Raw genomic sequence first — 16,893 nt, 5'->3', positions numbered from 1 at the left:
GACGATGTTCGAGCACAAGACAAGTCTGCAAAGCTTTGCAGTGTTTCGTCAAGTGCCAATATGATGAGGGCAAGATTTGACGGCCTAGCGGCAACCATTCCCTCGCGCCGGGCCGCAATGCGTGCATATAGTTGGTTCAAACCGATCGGACCCCGTGCCGCTCGTGAACTGCAACAACTTTTGTTTTGTTTCGAGGAGGAGGCAGAGAATGGCGAAGCCGACATGGAGACTTCATCCCGACCGGGCGCTCCCCACCGACCCCCTGCAGCGAGAAATCGCCAGGGAGATCTACGCGAGCAGTGCCGAGCTGCCGATCATCTCGATGCACGGCCACATCGACGTCGGCGCTATTGATCGCAACGACGCCTTCGGTGACCCCGCCGAGCTGCTGATCATTCCGGACCACTACCTCGTGCGCATGCTCGTATCTCAGGGCCTGCGCACCGAGGACCTCGGTGTGCGCCCCCTCGATCCTGCGGCCGGGTACGAGACGGACCATCGCGCTGTGTGGCGTCGGTTCGCCGAAAACTGGAAGCTGTTTCGGGGCACCCCCACGCGCTACTGGATGGAGCACGAGCTCGTGGAGGTCTTCGGGATCACCGAAGAGCCCTCCGCGGCGAGCGCCGACGCGATCTACGACCAGCTCTCGGCCACCCTCGCCAGGCCGGAATTTCGTATCCGAGAGCTGTTTAACCGGTTCAATATCGAGGTCCTGAGCACAACGGATGCGCCCGATTCCGACCTGAGCGAGCACGCAGCGCTGGCCGCCGACGGTTGGGGCGCGCGCGTCATTCCCACCTTCCGACCCGACGGAATCTTCTACCCCGACCGTGCAGGCTGGAGAGCATCGATTCGCTCGCTCGCCACCCGCAACGGCACCGACATTACCGACTACCGGAGCTTTCTCGCCGCGGTGCAGGAGCGGCGCTTCGCGTTCGTGGCAGCGGGTGCGCTCGCGACGGATCACGGTCACCTGAGCGCCGACACGACCCCGCTGTCGGCTTCGGATGCCGAGCGAATCTTCGCCGAAGCCCTCCAATGCCCCGTCGATGCCGCGAAGGGCGCAGCGTTCGCCGCGAACATGCTCTTCGAGAGCGCGCGCATGTCGGTTGAGGACGGACTCGTCATGCAACTGCACCCGGGGGTGCAGCGCGACCACTCGGACGAGATCGCGCAGACGTTCGGGCCCGATCACGGCTTCGATATTCCGCGTGCGATCGACTACACACGGGGAATCCACCCCCTGCTGAACGCTTTCGGGCTCGACCCTCGTTTTCGGATCATTCTCTTCACGATCGACGAGACCGTGTACTCGCGCGAACTCGCTCCGCTTGCCGGCGCGTATCCCTCCGTGCGCCTCGGGGCACCATGGTGGTTCCTCGATTCCCCCGGCGGCATGGCGCGTTTCCGCGAGCTCGTCACCGAAACGGCCGGCTTCTACAACACGAGCGGCTTTGTCGACGACACCCGGGCATTCACCTCTATTCCGGCGCGTCACGATCTCTCCCGGCGCATCGACGCCGGATACCTCGCCAAGCTGGTCGCCGAACATCGCCTCAGCTTCGATGAGGCAACCGAAACCGCCATCGACCTCGCCTATACGCTTCCCCTCCTGGCCTACAAACGCCGGGATGCGGGCGAGACCGCGAGCACACCAGCACAGACCCCCCAACAGGAAAGAGCCGCGCGATGAGCGTCATTGAACGCGCCGAGGTCTTCGTCACGAGTCCCGGACGAAACTTCGTCACCCTCCGCATCACCACCTCGGACGGCGTGACCGGCCTCGGCGATGCCACGCTGAACGGGCGCGAACTCTCGGTTGTGGCCTACCTGCGGGAACATATCGTTCCCCTGTTGATCGGCCGGGACCCGCAGAACATCGAAGACACCTGGCAGTACCTCTACCGCGGGGCGTACTGGCGCCGCGGTCCCGTCACCATGGCCGCGATCGCCGCCGTTGACGTGGCCCTGTGGGATATCAAGGGCAAGGTGACCGGCCAACCGGTGTACCAGCTGCTCGGAGGCGCCTCCCGAACCGGTGCCCTTGCCTACGGCCATGCCTCCGGCTCGGACCTGCCTTCGCTGTTCGCCTCCATCCAAAATCACCTGGACCAGGGATTCAAGGCGATCCGCGTTCAGACCGGAGTGCCGGGCCTCGGACAGGTCTACGGAGTGGCCTCCAATCAGAAACCGGGCGAACGCTACGACTACGAACCGGCCAGGCGCACCTCGATTCCCACGGAGGAGGCATGGGACAGCCGCGCCTATCTGCGGCATATCCCCACGATCTTTGCGGCCGTCCGCGAGGAGTTCGGTCACGACCTGCCGCTGCTGCATGACGGGCACCACCGACTCACACCCAACGAAGCCGCAATTCTGGGCAAGTCACTCGAGCCCTACGACCTCTTCTGGCTGGAGGACTGCACGCCCGCCGAAAACCAGGAAGCCCTGCGGCGGGTGCGCGCCCAGACCACAACGCCGCTCGCCATCGGCGAGATCTTCAACACCGTCTTCGACTACCAGACACTCATCACCGAGCAGCTCATCGACTACGTGCGCAGTGCCGTGACGCACACGGGGGGAATTAGCGCCCTGAAGAAGATCATGGACTTCGCCGCCATTTACCAGATCAAGTCCGGATTCCACGGACCGACCGACATCTCGCCGGTCGGACAGGCCGCAGCCCTGCACCTCGACCTGGCCATTCACAACTTCGGTATTCAGGAATACATGAAGCACTCCGAGGACACACTCTCGGTGTTCGACACGAGCTATATCTTTGAGAACGGACTGCTTCACCCGGGCAACAACCCCGGACTCGGCGTGGGGTACAACGAAGAGCTGGCCGCTGGCTTCGAGTACACGCAGGCGTATCTGCCGGTGAACCGGCTACAGCGCGACGGCACGATGCACGACTGGTAGCGGGCATTCAGGTCTATGCCGTCCGGCATCCGGTTACGGGCGATGGGGAGGGAATGCCTCGGCGCAGCGAGCTGCACGGGCTCGATGCCCGCGAACCTGTGACCCGATAACCGGCACGCTCGACGGAACGACGAAATGGGTGGGAACCAACCCCTAGAATGTTCGCACAGATGTTCACAACCTACCGATCCAAAATTTTGAGTCGTAGGCTGATCCAGCGGTGCATTATCGACCGCGTGCGCGCGCCCCACTGACTCCAAGGATCCATTTTGCACACCGCTGACACCGCGACATCGTTACATCCTCTTCCACTTGGTCAGGGGGCGGCCGTGCTGGCTTTCGACGCGCGCCATGGCAGCACGAAGGCTGCGCTCTTCGACAACAGCGGACAGATGCTCGGCTTCAGTCACACCTCGACTCCCGTGTGCGACGTCACACCCGCTGAGTCCTTGATGCTGCACATCGAAGACCTCACCACGCAGTTCGCACGGGATTTTCCGAAGGTCACCCCGACCGCCGCCGGCCTGATCGCCCCCGGCATCGTCGATGACCACGCGGGCATCGCTATTCTCTCCGCGAGCCTGCGCTGGGCAAACGTTCCATACAAGAGGCTCACGGAAGACCGGCTACGCCTTCCAAGCACGTTCTCCAACACGGCGCGGGCGATCGGTGAGGCAGAGTTTCGTCTCGGCGCGGCCCGCCCGTACAAGAACGTTGTGGTCGTGCGTTTCGGCACCCGCATAACCGCGAGCCTGTTCATCGACGGCAAGGCCCACGATGGCGGCGGTTTCGCGGGCGGAATCGGCCATTCCATTGTTGACGCCCAGGGCGAGAAGTGCCTGTGCGGTTCTCACGGTTGCCTCGACACTGTCGCCTCCGGCGGCGCGATCGTTCGCCGCTACGCCAACCTCACGGGCGACGCGGTGACCGGGGCAGAAGACGTACTCGAACGGGCCCGCAACGGCGACACGGCCGCCGAGGGCGTGTGGAATGACGCGCTCGAAGCGCTCGCACTCGCTATTTCCCAGGTTGCGGCCGTGATCGCACCGGAGGCCATCGTGATCGCCGGCGGAGTCGCGCGAGCCGGGGACGAACTCTTCGTTCCGCTCCGCCGCCGGCTCGACGACCTTTTGAGCTTTCATCGACGACCGACGGTGCTGCCCGCTATCCTCGGCCCCGACTCCACCCTGCTCGGGGCCGCGTTGCGTGCCAGATCGGTCGTCTAGCCCCAGCTATCCGGGCCAGGCCGCCCGGGGCGGGCCAGGGCCAGCCCCGAAGACACTGGTGCTGCTGACTACGGGCGGCCGAGTGCCTGGTAGTTCCAACCGGCGGCACGCCAGGCTTCCGCGTTAAGGGTGTTGCGGCCGTCGATGATCGTGGCGGTGCGCACCAGGGACTTCGCCCACACGGGATCAATCTCCTTGAATTCCGGCCATTCCGTCACGAGCACGACGGCATCGGCATCGCGCAGGGTCTCCTCGATATCGGTGGAGTAGTTCAGCTGCGGATGCCGCGCGCGTGAATTTTCAATCGCCTGCGGATCCGTCGCCGTCACGTCGGCGCCCAACCCGCGCAGCTGCACCGCAACATCAAGTGCCGGCGAGTCACGCACATCGTCCGAGTGCGGCTTGAAGCTCAGCCCGAGCACCGCAACCTTCTTGTTGTATGCCGAGTCATCCAGGGCGGAGACGGCGAGGTCTATCACGCGCTTGCGGCGTCGGAGGTTGATCCCGTCGACCTCTTTCAGGAAGGCCACCGATTCGCCGCGGCCCAGTTCTTCGGCGCGAGCGGTGAATGCACGAATATCCTTCGGCAGGCAACCACCACCGAAGCCCACGCCGGCGTTCAGGAAGCGGCGGCCGATGCGCACGTCGTAGCCGATGGCATCCGCCAGCTGGGTGACGTCGGCACCGGTGACCTCGGCGATTTCAGCCATGGCGTTGATGAAGCTGATTTTGGTGGCAAGGAAGGCGTTCGCGGCCACCTTCACGAGTTCGGCGGTGGCATAGTCAGTGACGACGAGCGGCGTGTTCGCAACGAGTGCCGCGGCGTACACCTCGCTCAACAGGGCGGTCGCGTGCGTGCCTGGCTCGCCGTCCGGCACGCCATAAACGAGGCGGTCGGGGCTGATGGTGTCCTGCACCGCAAACCCCTCCCGCAGGAACTCGGGATTCCAGGCGAGACTTGCCCCGCTACCGGAGGCCTCCATGACGCCCGCGAGGCGAGCCGCGGTGCCCACCGGCACCGTGCTCTTGCCCACGACGAGGTCGCCGGCGTTCAGGTGCGGAAGGAGCGCCTCAATCGCAGAGTCAACGTAGGTGAGGTCGGCGGCATAGCTGCCCGGTTTCTGGGGCGTGCCCACGGCAATGAAATGCACCCGAGCGCCAGCGGCGTCGGCAATATCGGAGCTGAAACGAAGCCGACCGGACGCCATGGCCGAGGTGAGAACCGCAGGCAGCCCCGGTTCGAAGAATGGCGGTCTGCCCTCGGAGAGGTGCGCAATCTTGGCGGCGTCAACGTCGATCCCGATCACCTCGTGACCGAGCTCCGCCATGGCGGAAGCGTGAACCGCACCAAGGTAGCCGCAGCCGATGACAGATATCTTCATGCTTGAATCCTCATACATTGACCCTATCGGCGCGAAGTACGCCCTTTCTGCCATCCGTGCCCTGCCGGGGAGCGACGGGCATACAAAAGCAAGGCCCGGAAACAGATCCCGGGGCACTGCTTCACGCTAACGAACTCTCAGCGCCCTCCACCGTGTCGAAAGAAGCCAACGACGAGAGCTACGCGGTTGCGCGCTGCCGACGAACGATGGCGAGAAGACGATTGGCCCGACTCGGGAACTACCTCCAGTGGACGGGGGCGTTCTTACTGCCAGGTGGCCCCGGCGTCGGCGCTGCGGGCCACAGTGTCTCCTGCCCACACCCAGAGGGTGCCACCGGCCGATGACAGGGCGACGTTGCCAGCCAGGTCGCCCGCCACGGCCAGGCATCCACTCACGGTGGCGGCAAGTTCGGGCGACAGCGCCTGAATCTGCACGCCGGAACACCCTGCCGCGCCAGCCACTGCCGCGACGTAGCCCGTCTCGGTCGAAGCCAGATTGACCGTGCCCGGCAGGCTCACCGGCGGCGACCAGGTGGCGGCGCCATCGGTCGTCACGAACAGTTGGTCGCCGTCGCAGAGCGCGGCAGCCGCAGCGGGGCCGCGCGGAGCGAGTGCCAGCACGGCGTCGCAGGGCGCTGGTGAGGCACCGGACGGCGCATGCACCTCGGCACGGTTGGCCGGGTCGACATACCACTGGTCATCGAGCTGCCCGGGGTACGCGCGAAAGTTGTCGCCACCCACGAACGTCTTCACGAACTCCGGGGCGCAATCGGCGATGTCGAGGCCCACGATTTCAACGACGCTGCCGCTCTGCGCCGACAGGGCCTGCACGCTCGTCACGTCGGTGGGACCGGTTGCATCCGTCGTGGTCCACGTGGCACCGGAGTCCGTGGTGACCTCGGGGGACGCCACGGCCGCCGGGCAGGTACCGGTAGTGGCCCGCCAGGCCGTCGTGCCGTCAACGGCCGAGAGCAGGCGGGTGGCCGGCACGGCCACGATCGTGCTTGCGGCAACAGCTGCGGCCTCCGGCACGGGCGACGCGCTCGGCGTGGACGTGACCGATGAGGAGGGCGTGGGAACAACGCCCGGCGCAACGTCGGCATCGGCCTTGGTGGTTCCGAGCGCAAAGGCGATCAGTGCAACGTCGAAGAGAATGAACGCGCTCACGGCCGCATACACCCAGACGCGACGGCGCGAGGAGTCTTTGGGAACGTGACGAACAGGACGACGGGACATGGTCTACCGCTTTCCGATGAAGGCGGTGATGCCCGTGGTGATGGTGGTCACGGCTGCGTCAATGGCCGCCGCAGCCCGTGCGTAAACCGCTGCGGACTGCCGATAGGGGTCTTCGATGTCGTCATCGCCGGCATCCACGGGAGGCGGCGCCAGCCCACGGGAGGCCGCAATCGCCTCAACGTAGGACATGATTGTTTCTGGATGGGTCGGAGAAGGTTCGACCGTCGAGCCGGCCGTCAAACGAGCCAGCTGATTCAGAGTAAACGCATACCGCGTACTCTTCGGGTACATCGACACCACGGCGCTCCGGTGCTCCCGGGTGGCGGTGACCACGAGGTCAGCGTCTGCGATCAACTCGGCGGTGAGCAACTGCGCGCTGTGACGTTCCCCACCGCCGCCATACTCCACAGCCAGGGCGGCAGCTTCGGGAGTCATGTCATGTGCCACGAGCGCGCGTGTTCCCGCACTGGCGACGTGGGCCTCCACCCCAGCGGCCGCAAATCGGGCTCTCAGCACCTGCTCCGCCAGGGGAGACCGGCAGATGTTGCCCGTGCAGACAACCAGAACCTTGAGCGGCGCGACGGCGGCAGCCTCCTGGCGAGCCAGAGCCTCCCTCGCGGCCCTGCGCCCGAGAATCTCGCCTGAGCTCACGCCTTCACCCGCGACTGACGCGGGCCACCCTTGCCATTGGCCGGGGAATTGGCCTCAAGGTCAGAGCCGTAGCCATACCCGTAGCCGTAGTTTCCGTAGCCGTAGGCATCCGGCCCCTTGGTCGGGAGCATCGTGAGCACAACTCCGGAAACGGGCGCTCCCACGTTCGAGAGTGCGGCAAGGGCACCCTGCAGCTGGTTCTTGTGCGTGCGGCCGGCAGCCACGATGACGATGGCGCCGCCCACATTTTTGGCGAGCACCGCGGCATCCGTTACAGGAAGCAGCGGCGGCGAGTCAAAGATGACCACGTCGAACGCGCGGTTGAACTCGGCAATGATGTGCGTCATACGTGCAGACCCCAGCAACTCGCTGGGGTTGGGCGGAATGTGCCCGGCCGGGAGCACGAACAGCTGCGCGCGGCCCCACGGCTGGATGACGTCCTTGAGCTCGGCCTTGCCGATGAGCACATCGGTGAGCCCCACTACTCCCTCGATACCCATGTAGTCGGCGAGCTTGGGTCGGCGCAGGTCGGCGTCGACGAGCAGCACACGCGAGCCGGAGTCGGCCAGGGCAATGGCGAGGTTGGCACCGGACGTGGTCTTGCCCTCGGTCTCAATCGACGAGGTGACGACGAAGGCGCGGTCGGCCCGCTCCACGTCAAGGAACTGCAGATTGGTCCGCAGGGTTCTGAAGGACTCGGCACGCGGGCTGCGCGGGTCGACGTGCACGATGAGCGGGCGCTCCTGCGCCTTGGGGTCGAACACGATGCCGCCGATGATGGGAACGTCGGTCACCTGTTCCACATCGCGCTCGTTGCGAATGCGGGTATCCAGCGTTTCGCGCAGGACAGCGATGCCGACGCCGAGCGCCAGTCCCACGAGGAAACCGAGCGCAATGTTGAGCGGAACATTCGGACTCACCGGGATGGACGGCACCGTGGCCTGCTGTGCGCGGGTGAGCTTGATCGGGGACACCGCGTCAGCGCCGACGGGCGTCTCGATCTCTGCGACCACGGCGGTGAGGCTCTCGGAGATGGCGTTTGCCGTCTCGGCGGCACGCACCGGGTCGGTGTCGGTCACGGTGATGTCAATGATCGAGGTGTCGAGAGGTGCCGACGCCGTCACCTTTTTGGCGAGCTCATCTGACGTCACTCCGAGATTGAGCGAGCCAATCACCGGCAGCAGCACGATGGGGGTACTCACGAGGTCGGAGTAAGTCTTCACGCGCTGCACCGTGAAGCTGTTGCCCTGGGCCAGCTCTGAGGTTGTTCCGCTCGACTGTGTCGACACGAAAACCTTCGAGGAAGCGCTGAACTCCGGCGTCTGCAGAATCGAATAGGTGGATGCTGCGCCCACGGCTACGAGGGCCAGCAGCACAATCAGGACCCAACTCTTGCGCAGGATGCGAATGTAGTCGCGAAGTTCCACTCTGCGGCCTTCCCCTTGACACGGAATAAAAGGCTCAAGATAAACCCCGAAGTTATTTTCTCATACATCCGGCAGTGCGCCGGTCGGGTGCCCGCTCCTGGATCAGCAGGTAACCGTGAGCTCGGTCGTTTTCGGCAGGTTGATCAGGGGCGTGCTCTGAATGTTGAGCAGGCCGTCAAACGGCTCCGCTCCGAGCCACCCGAAATGCAACACCGTGCTCTCCCCCGGTGCGAGCTCCACGTCGATCGAGCTCACCGGATATCCCTCATCCGTGGCCGGGTGATACGAAATCTCGGCGCCGTCCCTGGTCATCCCACGGTTTTCCATGCTAGGCGCCCCATAGGCGGAGACCATGGTCTTGATGTTTCCCGGGGTAACCCCGAATGCGAAGCCCCCGGTCACATACCCCGGCAGGGATGTGGCCGCGTCCGACGGTGCCGTGTTGGTCAGCGTCACGTCGACGCCATAGGTGGGCCTGCGGTCCAGGCGGCACGTGGTCTGCCCGACGGCGTATTTCACGTCGAGATACACGTCCATCTTGGATCCTGTCCCGTCGTTCATGTAGATGCCGAAGTTTTTTTCCACACGGTCGTTCACGGGCAGTCCGCCGGCGATGGTGGTGTCCAGCAGCACGGCCTGCTCATCCTCGTGGGCGCTCCAGACCAGCACTCGATGCTCGGCGCCGGCCCTCCCGAGCTGTTCGATGAGCTTCACCGGATCGGCGCTGCCACCCGCGACTGCCTGGAACACCGATCCGGCCGCGGCGGCGAAAAAAGCGTCCTGGGCATCTGCACGCGGATAGCGGGCGTAGGCCTCACTCAAGAGAAGCTGAACGGCGTTGGCAGCGGTGAGGACATCGCCGGTTTCCAGGGTGATCGGCCCGGTCGCGTTCAGGACGTAGCTGAGGGTGACGGGGTCAAGGGAGATGACGCCATCCACAGTGACGCCGAACTGACGCAGCCACATCTCCCGAACGATCTCACCGGTCATCGGGAATTGTGGCGTGAGCGTGGCATCCTGCACGAACTGGCCGGTAATGTCACCGTAGATACTTCGGGTGTCGTTGGGAAGCTCGATGACCGGCGACTCATAGCGTGGAAAATCGGCACTGGACGCCTGCTGGGTCAGTTCCAGCCTGCCGTTTTCCGTGCGCAACAGGGCGAGGGCACCAGGGTTACCTCCGGTAGAACGCAGCTCTGCCGGGTTCTGGAACATCAGCACGTAATTGCGCGGGCCGTCAGCCCCGAGCATGGCCGGCACAATGTGCACGACTCGATTGAGTGAGCTGACACTCGCGGCGGCCGTCGATACGGTCTCGTGCAGCCTGTCAGCGGCATCCTGCACGACGGAAATCGTGTCCCGCGTGTCGATGACTGCCACGTCCGCCTCCGCGGCCAGCAGGGCTGCGTTGGCTGCGACAATCTGCGGCTGGGCGTCCACGAGGGGCTGCGTGTTGATGGCACCGTCCACCGGCTTGAAATCCTCCGGGTCGATGACCCCGGCGATCGCTGTCAACGGCCCCACCACGTTCTGGGACACATCGTCGACCACGGCGGCAATCTGCCGAACGCCCGTCAGGTTGTTTCCCGCCCACGGCAACAGTTCGAAGGCGCGCCACACCGGATCGCTGGTCAGCGACGCCGCCCGCTTCGAGTGCGAAGCCAATTTCTCCACGGATGACGCTGCGGCAGTCGAGTCCCCGGCCAGCACCTGTGACTGAATTGTGGAGGCCAGGGGAATGGCGCTTTCCAGTTCGCCCTTGGCCATAACCCCGCGCACGCCAACCCACGCCGCACTCGCCACACCAAGAACAAGCACACCGGCAAGTCCCCACAGAACGATTTTGCGTGGGCGATTGCGTCGGACGGGTCGCGCGGAGGGGTGGGAAGCCATTTCAGTATTCAACCAGAACTGCCCCCGGAAGTTGGCGGCAACCCCACCATGAGACCACTCCGTCACGGGTAAGCACCGCTCTCGCGGTGCGCCACAGAATAACGATGTCACCCCTGATCGACCAGTCCTCCACGCAGTACAGGTCAAGGCAGTACAGGTCAAGGCGGACGGAGCATTCCCACCAGACGTTGGATGGCCTCCCACCTGCCACGGCCCCGCGATGCCGGGTTTCACCAGAAAGCGACGGTGCACATGAGCCTCGTACCTGCTGACCTCGCGCTCGAGCAGCGGCCCCGGTCCGACGAGCGACATGCTCCGCAGCAACACGATGAACAGCTGCGGTAGCTCATCGAGGCGGAAGCTCCGAAGCACCCTCCCGACCCGCGTGATTCGCGGGTCGTGCTTCATTGTGAAGAGCACGGTGAGGCTCTCCCCATTGAGACCCCCGCGATTCTGACGAAACACCACCGGTCCGGGTGAACTGAGGCGAACAATGAGCGTGATCGCTGCAGGGGCGCTGAGGAAAGCAATAATGAGGAAGGACACGACGATGTCGAAGACGCGCTTGGCAAACAGCGTGCCCCTCGCAGCGCGGAGTCTCCACGTGAATGAGCGACAGCCCCTTCACCGGAAGGGCTTGGATGCGTGGAGCCTCGATACCCGCGAGGTTCAGAGCCACAACACGATGTTACCGACCGGACTCCAGGCTCCAACTGAGCTCCCGCATATCCTGGGGCGACAGTTCCCGCACCGTCATCGACGCGCATCTGCTCGGGACGCAGACGCGCTGCGCAGCGCCTGACCAGTCATCGGCTGTAAACGCGGCGGTTCTCCCGCTCCACGTTGCTCCTCGTGATAGTAATCATGATGACGCCCCGGCAATCGCGCCTCAGTTGGACATGTCCAACACCGCATAGGGCCCACCGGCTGGCGAGGCACCCCCGGACGATACCCGCCGCGCGCACTAGAGCAGTGGGTACAGAATCAGCCCGCACATACCCTGATCATTGACCAGGGTATGTGCGGGCTGAATCCGAGTGGTGCGAGTTAGTAGGCAGTCGCGCGCTGGCGACGCAGCAGGGTGAGGACTGCAACCAGTGCAACACCGAGCAGCAGGGCGCCAGCTGCAGCCCAGATGGCGGCAACCGGAGTCGGGTAACCGGTGGATGCGAGGTCGCCGGCTGCGTTAGCGGCTGCGCCGACATCCGCTGCAACGACCGTGATTGCCGCGGTGGCGACGTTGCCGGAGGTGAGTCCGGTTGCGGTAACCGCGTAGGTGCCGGTTGCGTCGGTCGGAAGCGTCACGTTGACCGTTGCTGCGCCGGTGGCGGAAGCGGTCTTGACGAGGGACACGGTAGCGGCCTTGAAGGTCGAGCGCACCGCCGTGCCTGCGCCGTCAACGGATAAGTTCACCTCTTCGCCAAGAAGGAAGGGTCCCTCTTCAACGTCCACCGTGACGGTACTGCTGGCAGTTGCGGAACCCGAGACCGAAACGTCACTGGCCGGAACATAGCCAGCAGCGTTGGCTGCGGCCGGAACTGCGAATACTGCGAGAACCGCCAGTGCGATTGCCGCGAAAGTCTTTTTCCCCATTTTGAAACCTATCTGATTATGTGAGAGCTCTTCACGTCGTCAGCAGGCGCCGAGTGATATTCAAGCCCCCGTCCTCTGGCACCTTCACCGCTTGGCAGGTTAGAGGCAGGTCCCATACTGGTCATTCGGCACACTTTCAGGCCCCTCTTCCCCGCGATCCGGCTCCGGCTCCGGCTCCGCGAGCGGGATCGTCCGCTTTGGTGGCCGTCTGGTTGACTCAAACGCTTCGAGAAGGCCACGTGGCGTCGAACCAAGCACCCGTCATCTCGAGGCCCGGAGCATCCGGCCGGCGGCGGCCGTCACAGCGGCACAACCTGGGAAGGCCCGGTGACCCCGAATGCCCGGCACGGTGGTCTCGATCTCCCCGGCATGGGCGCCAAGGCCGAGGCGTCGAACGGCCGCCTCGGCCCGTGGAAGCCTACGGGTGAACGAGAATCTTCACCTGGGTGTCGTTGTGGTTGATGAGCGCGTCGAAGCCCTCCGTAATGAGATCGTCGAGGGCAATTCGAGCCGTGATGAACGGCTCGAGGTTGACCTTGCCCTCCTGCACGAGCCTGATCGTGGCCGGGTGGTCGTTCGCGTACGCGATCGTTCCGCGCAGATCGATCTCTTTGAGCACGAGCTTCTGCATGTCGACGGTGGCCGGGTGGCCCCAGATCGACACGTTCACGATAACGCCGGAGGGCCGCACCGCATCCAGCAGGGTGTCGAGCACCGAATTTACGCTGGTGCATTCGAAGGCCACGTCGACGCCGCGACCGCCCGTGAGCTCGCGTGCTTTCTCGGCCACGTTGACCTCACTCGGGTCGAGCACGACGTCAGCGACGCCGGTGCTCGACGCCTTGTCCTTGCGGGCCTGGCTGAGCTCCGAGATGAACACGGTCAGCCCCTCGGCCTTGAGCACTGCGGCCAGCATCAGGCCAATGGGACCGGCGCCGCCGATAAGCGCCACGTCCCCGGCCTTCGCACCACTGCGCACGAAGGCGTGGTGTCCCACCGACAGCGGCTCAATCAGCGCAGCCACATCAAGCGGAATGTCGCCGATCGGGTGCACCCAGCGGCGCTCAACGACGATCTTCTCACTGAGTCCTCCACCGTGACCGCCGAGGCCGATGAAATTCATGTTCGCCGACAGCTGGTATGACTCGCCCGGCCCAATCTTGACGTCTGAACCAATGATGTAGGGCTCCACAACGACGTTCTGCCCAACCTCAAGGTCGGTGACGCCCTCGCCAAGCGCGGTAATGGTGCCCGAGAACTCGTGGCCCATGATGACCGGCGCTTCTTCGCCCGAAATCGGGTGAGGATGCCCCGGCGCCGGCACAAAAATTGGCCCGTCAAGGTATTCGTGCAGGTCGGTGCCACAGATGCCGCACCAGGCGACGTCGATCGCCACGGTCCCTGGGCGCACCTCGGGTACGGGAACATCTTCGATGCGGATGTCGTTTTTGGCGTAGTAGCGAGCGGCTTTCATGCTGGTCTCATTCCTGTCCAGGGGCACCGCCTGAAGACGGTTCCCTCAGGGTACCGCTACCGTTCGGGCGCTGTCACGAGCACCTCGGAATCAGAGCCGGGCAGGAAGCCCGGACAGGCTGTGGCTCAGGCCTCGGCCGGCACGTGGGCGCGATTGGCAAGGGCACCCACTGCCACGACGAGCACGAGGACGCTCGCGGCCCAGGCCAGCCCGGAGTACCCGAGGAGAGCGAGCACCGGGCCGGCCGCGGCTCCCCCGATCGCTCCCGAGAGATTCATCACAAGGTCGGTGCGCCCCTGAACTCGCGTGCGTGCGGCACCGGTGACGAGATCGGCCACGAGCGCCGATCCGGCCACGGTGGATGCGCTCCAGCCGAGCCCGAGAAAAGTGAGGCCGACCATGACCAGTGTGGCGTTCGCGGCCCCGAGCCCGAGCGTCACCAGCGCCACGGCGAAGAGCGCCTGGCCGAAAAGGATGGTGGCGACGCGCCCGACGCGGTCGCTCAACCATCCGAAGACGGGCGACAGGGCATACATTCCCGCGATGTGAATGCTGATGGTGAGGCCGATGATGGTGAGGCTGTCACCGTGGTTTTTCATGTGCACCGGGGTCATGGACATGATTCCCACCATCACCGCGTGGCTGAGGCCAATCGCGGTGATGGCGAAGACCAGCCTCGCTTTGGCCTCGATACCGCCCTGCGCGGTGGAGGTGGCGGGCACCGGGAGGGTGCGACTGATCAGGAGCGGATCGGGACGGAGACCCACGAGGAAGACGATGGCAGCGAGTACCTGCGCCACGATGGCGATAACAAAAGACCCGGTGAGAGGCGGCATATTGAACCAGCCCGCGATGACCTCGCCGGGACCAAAGAGGTTTGGTCCAACGACCGCTCCAATGGTGGCCGACCAGACGACAACGGACAGGTCACGACCACGATGCTTCGGACTCGCAACGTCAGTTGCGGCGAACCGCGACTGCAGGCCCACGGCCGAGCCACTGCCCAGCAACACGAACCCCAGGAGAAGGAGAGGGAACGAGCTGGCCTGAGCGGAAGCGATGGTGACCATTGCACCGAAGGCTGCGGTGAGCACTCCGGTGGTGAGGGAGAACCTGCGTCCGCGTTCCTGGGCGAGCCGGGCAAGGGGAAGCGCTGCGATGGCAGCACCGAGGGTGGTCATCGTGGCAGCGGCACCCGCCCAGGCATCGGAACCGGAGATGTCGGCGGCCAGTACGGAGCCGATCGAGAGAGTCGCTCCGATAGCGAGGCCACCGAGGATTTGGCCACTGATCAACACCCGCACCGTGCGCCGCTGCACAGCAACGAGGTCGCGGTCGAGGTCGTGGTCGTGGTCAAGGTTCATGAGGGCTCCAGGCCGCGGAGGTTCGCCGGGGCGATGGACCGAGTGGTCGATGTGACCATTCTGCTGTATTTCGCGAGGTCCCGGCGCGGTTCGTTCGCGACGAGCCGCGGTCGGCGCGACCCACGTCGAGAAACTGGAGGCTGGCGCTCAGGGTGCGGAACGACTCGGCACGCGGCCTGCGCGGGTCGACGTGCACGATAAGCAGACGTTCCTGTGCCTTCAGGTCGAAGACGATGCCGCCGAGGAGGGGTGCCGCGGTGACCTGTTCCGCGTCGCGTTCGTTGCGAAGTCGCGTCTCAAGGGGTCTCGTTGTACTGGGGCGTCTGCACGATCGAGTGGACCGACGCTGGGCCCGACGCGACCAGAACGAGCAACAGGATAAGAACCCAACTTTTACGCAAAATGCGAATGTAATCGCGAAGTTCCGCTCGACGACCTTTCTCAGGGCGTGCGGGCGGAGAGCGGGGCATCCGTCACCGAAGGGAAGTAGTTTGGTGACGTGAGTAAGGTCAGCAGTTCCCGAGAATTCGACCCGCAGCGCGGGCTGACGGATGCGACGGCGGGCCTAGTCCTCGCCGTGCTTTTCGTTGTGTTCGCGGGGCTCGCCGCCTCGAAGTTCTGGGTCACGGACCCGAACGTGAGTGTACTGCTGAGCTACCTGGCCGTGTGGATTCCGCTGCTGGGAGCCGTGGGGGTGGCCTGGTATTGGCACGGGCACAACCTCAGGCTGCGGTTTCGACCGCTCGACCTCTTGTGGGGGCTGTCTGTTGGACTGCTTGCACGGTCGGTTGCGAGTGCCTTGGAGATGCTCGGCTACGGGAGGCTGGGGACCGGACCGGTGACATTGGGCGAGACCGTGTACGACGGGTGGTGGATGTTTGGCGCTCTTGCCGCTCCCGTGCTGATCGCTCCGATAGTGGAGGAGCTGTTCTTTCGCGGGTTGCTGCTGCGCTCGGTGCTCGGTTCGACGCGCAGGGCGGGCGGCGGCGCCGTGTCGTCCGTGGTCATCGCCGTCCTGGTCAGCGGACTCGTGTTCGCGCTTGTGCATACGCTCACCGCGGGCACCCCCACCGCGGTTGTGGTGGGGGGCGTGTCAACCTTCGTGTTCGGCACCTCCGCGGCCGTGCTCGCCGCATTGACCGGGCGGCTGGGCGGGGCGGTCGTTGCGCACGTGACGTTCAACGCCCTGATCGTCGTTCCCGCGCTGCTGCCCTCCTAGCCCATTTTGGAACCGTTGCCACCCCCCGATTTGGGGCGTACTTGGGCGGAACCCTGCCCGCCTTGCAGCGACTGCAATCACTAAACTGAGAGGGCCTTGGGAAATCAAACCCCACCTTGGGAATGAGGACGTGAGTTGTGCTGTTTTTGCAGCGCGATCAGCAAATTCCGTCTGGGTCCGTCTGAAAATAAGTGGAGCATGAACATGGGCAAGCTGACCTACGACTCAAGTCTGACGGCCGACTTTGACGATCGAATCCTCGCCCACCTCCAGCTCGTGATCGGCACGAAGCTCCGCCGCGGCGAGAGTTTCTACTTCTCTTGGCGGGACGACCCATTGGCAGGCGGTGGACGCAGCACGATCTGGCTGCACCCGAGCATCCCCCTCGCCTACAAGTACTTTGGCAGCCGTATTCCCATGCTGAACCGGGAGTGGATCGAAGCCCTCTCGCTCTCGGCGAATTCGTCGGCGGGGCTACAGGTCGTGGCGGAACCAAACCTCACGTAG

Annotated in this window: 13 protein-coding genes and 1 pseudogene; 5 read left to right on the top strand and 9 right to left on the bottom strand. The window is 64.7% G+C overall.

The annotated features are described in order from the left end of the window. The first annotated feature begins 208 nt into the window (after positions 1 to 208). The 3 genes from uxaC to EDD25_RS11325 all read left to right on the top strand — a co-directional run bounded on the left by uxaC (position 209) and on the right by EDD25_RS11325 (position 4,148). On the top strand, positions 209 to 1,693 hold the full coding sequence (gene uxaC, locus EDD25_RS11335) for a glucuronate isomerase (RefSeq protein ID WP_134173364.1): 1,485 nt from the start codon (positions 209 to 211) through the stop codon (positions 1,691 to 1,693). After that, on the top strand, positions 1,690 to 2,922 hold the full coding sequence (gene manD, locus EDD25_RS11330) for a D-mannonate dehydratase ManD (RefSeq protein WP_134173363.1): 1,233 nt from the start codon (positions 1,690 to 1,692) through the stop codon (positions 2,920 to 2,922). Before uxaC ends, manD begins: the two co-directional genes overlap by 4 nt. A gap of 329 nt (positions 2,923 to 3,251) precedes the next feature. Further along, positions 3,252 to 4,148, top strand: coding sequence for an ROK family protein (locus EDD25_RS11325; RefSeq protein WP_134173362.1), 897 nt, complete (start codon positions 3,252 to 3,254; stop codon positions 4,146 to 4,148). A gap of 68 nt (positions 4,149 to 4,216) precedes the next feature. Here EDD25_RS11325 and EDD25_RS11320 read toward each other — a convergent pair whose 3' ends face one another. The 9 genes and pseudogenes from EDD25_RS11320 to EDD25_RS11280 form a co-directional block, all read right to left on the bottom strand. Then, on the bottom strand, positions 4,217 to 5,530 hold the full coding sequence (locus EDD25_RS11320; RefSeq protein ID WP_134173361.1) for a UDP-glucose dehydrogenase family protein: 1,314 nt from the start codon (positions 5,528 to 5,530) through the stop codon (positions 4,217 to 4,219). Positions 5,531 to 5,793: 263 nt separating this feature from the next. Then, complete coding sequence (locus tag EDD25_RS11315; RefSeq protein ID WP_134173360.1) at positions 5,794 to 6,765, bottom strand: hypothetical protein; 972 nt, start codon at positions 6,763 to 6,765, stop codon at positions 5,794 to 5,796. 3 nt (positions 6,766 to 6,768) lie between these two features. After that, positions 6,769 to 7,416, bottom strand: coding sequence for an arsenate reductase/protein-tyrosine-phosphatase family protein (locus EDD25_RS11310; RefSeq protein WP_134173359.1), 648 nt, complete (start codon positions 7,414 to 7,416; stop codon positions 6,769 to 6,771). Then, positions 7,413 to 8,843 carry a tyrosine-protein kinase domain-containing protein gene (locus EDD25_RS11305; RefSeq protein WP_134173358.1) on the bottom strand — a complete coding sequence of 477 codons (1,431 nt, stop codon included), beginning with the start codon at positions 8,841 to 8,843 and terminating at the stop codon, positions 7,413 to 7,415. Before EDD25_RS11305 ends, EDD25_RS11310 begins: the two co-directional genes overlap by 4 nt. Before the next feature lie 102 nt (positions 8,844 to 8,945). Then, complete coding sequence (locus EDD25_RS11300) at positions 8,946 to 10,736, bottom strand: DUF4012 domain-containing protein (RefSeq protein ID WP_134173357.1); 1,791 nt, start codon at positions 10,734 to 10,736, stop codon at positions 8,946 to 8,948. 255 nt (positions 10,737 to 10,991) lie between these two features. After that, positions 10,992 to 11,282, bottom strand: a pseudogene (locus EDD25_RS18000) (sugar transferase); the annotation flags it as partial. Positions 11,283 to 11,783: 501 nt separating this feature from the next. Beyond that, positions 11,784 to 12,329 carry a sortase gene (locus tag EDD25_RS11290; protein WP_134173356.1) on the bottom strand — a complete coding sequence of 182 codons (546 nt, stop codon included), beginning with the start codon at positions 12,327 to 12,329 and terminating at the stop codon, positions 11,784 to 11,786. A gap of 418 nt (positions 12,330 to 12,747) precedes the next feature. Further along, positions 12,748 to 13,803 (bottom strand): 2,3-butanediol dehydrogenase, encoded by a 1,056-nt coding sequence (locus tag EDD25_RS11285; RefSeq protein ID WP_134173355.1) that lies wholly within the window; start codon positions 13,801 to 13,803, stop codon positions 12,748 to 12,750. 125 nt (positions 13,804 to 13,928) lie between these two features. After that, the gene (locus EDD25_RS11280) at positions 13,929 to 15,167 is read right to left on the bottom strand and encodes an MFS transporter (protein WP_134173354.1); all 1,239 of its coding nucleotides are present in this window, start codon (positions 15,165 to 15,167) and stop codon (positions 13,929 to 13,931) included. A 499-nt stretch (positions 15,168 to 15,666) separates the two neighbouring features. Between EDD25_RS11280 and EDD25_RS11275 the strand changes: the two genes are divergently transcribed. After that, positions 15,667 to 16,386 carry a CPBP family intramembrane glutamic endopeptidase gene (locus EDD25_RS11275; RefSeq protein WP_134173353.1) on the top strand — a complete coding sequence of 240 codons (720 nt, stop codon included), beginning with the start codon at positions 15,667 to 15,669 and terminating at the stop codon, positions 16,384 to 16,386. A 204-nt stretch (positions 16,387 to 16,590) separates the two neighbouring features. Then, complete coding sequence (locus tag EDD25_RS11270; protein WP_134173352.1) at positions 16,591 to 16,893, top strand: DUF7882 family protein; 303 nt, start codon at positions 16,591 to 16,593, stop codon at positions 16,891 to 16,893.

This window comes from Cryobacterium psychrophilum, assembly GCF_004365915.1.
Lineage (GTDB): Bacteria > Actinomycetota > Actinomycetes > Actinomycetales > Microbacteriaceae > Cryobacterium > Cryobacterium psychrophilum.
The sequence above is the reverse complement of the archived record's forward strand: the minus strand, read 5'-3'. Positions and strand labels throughout refer to the sequence as shown.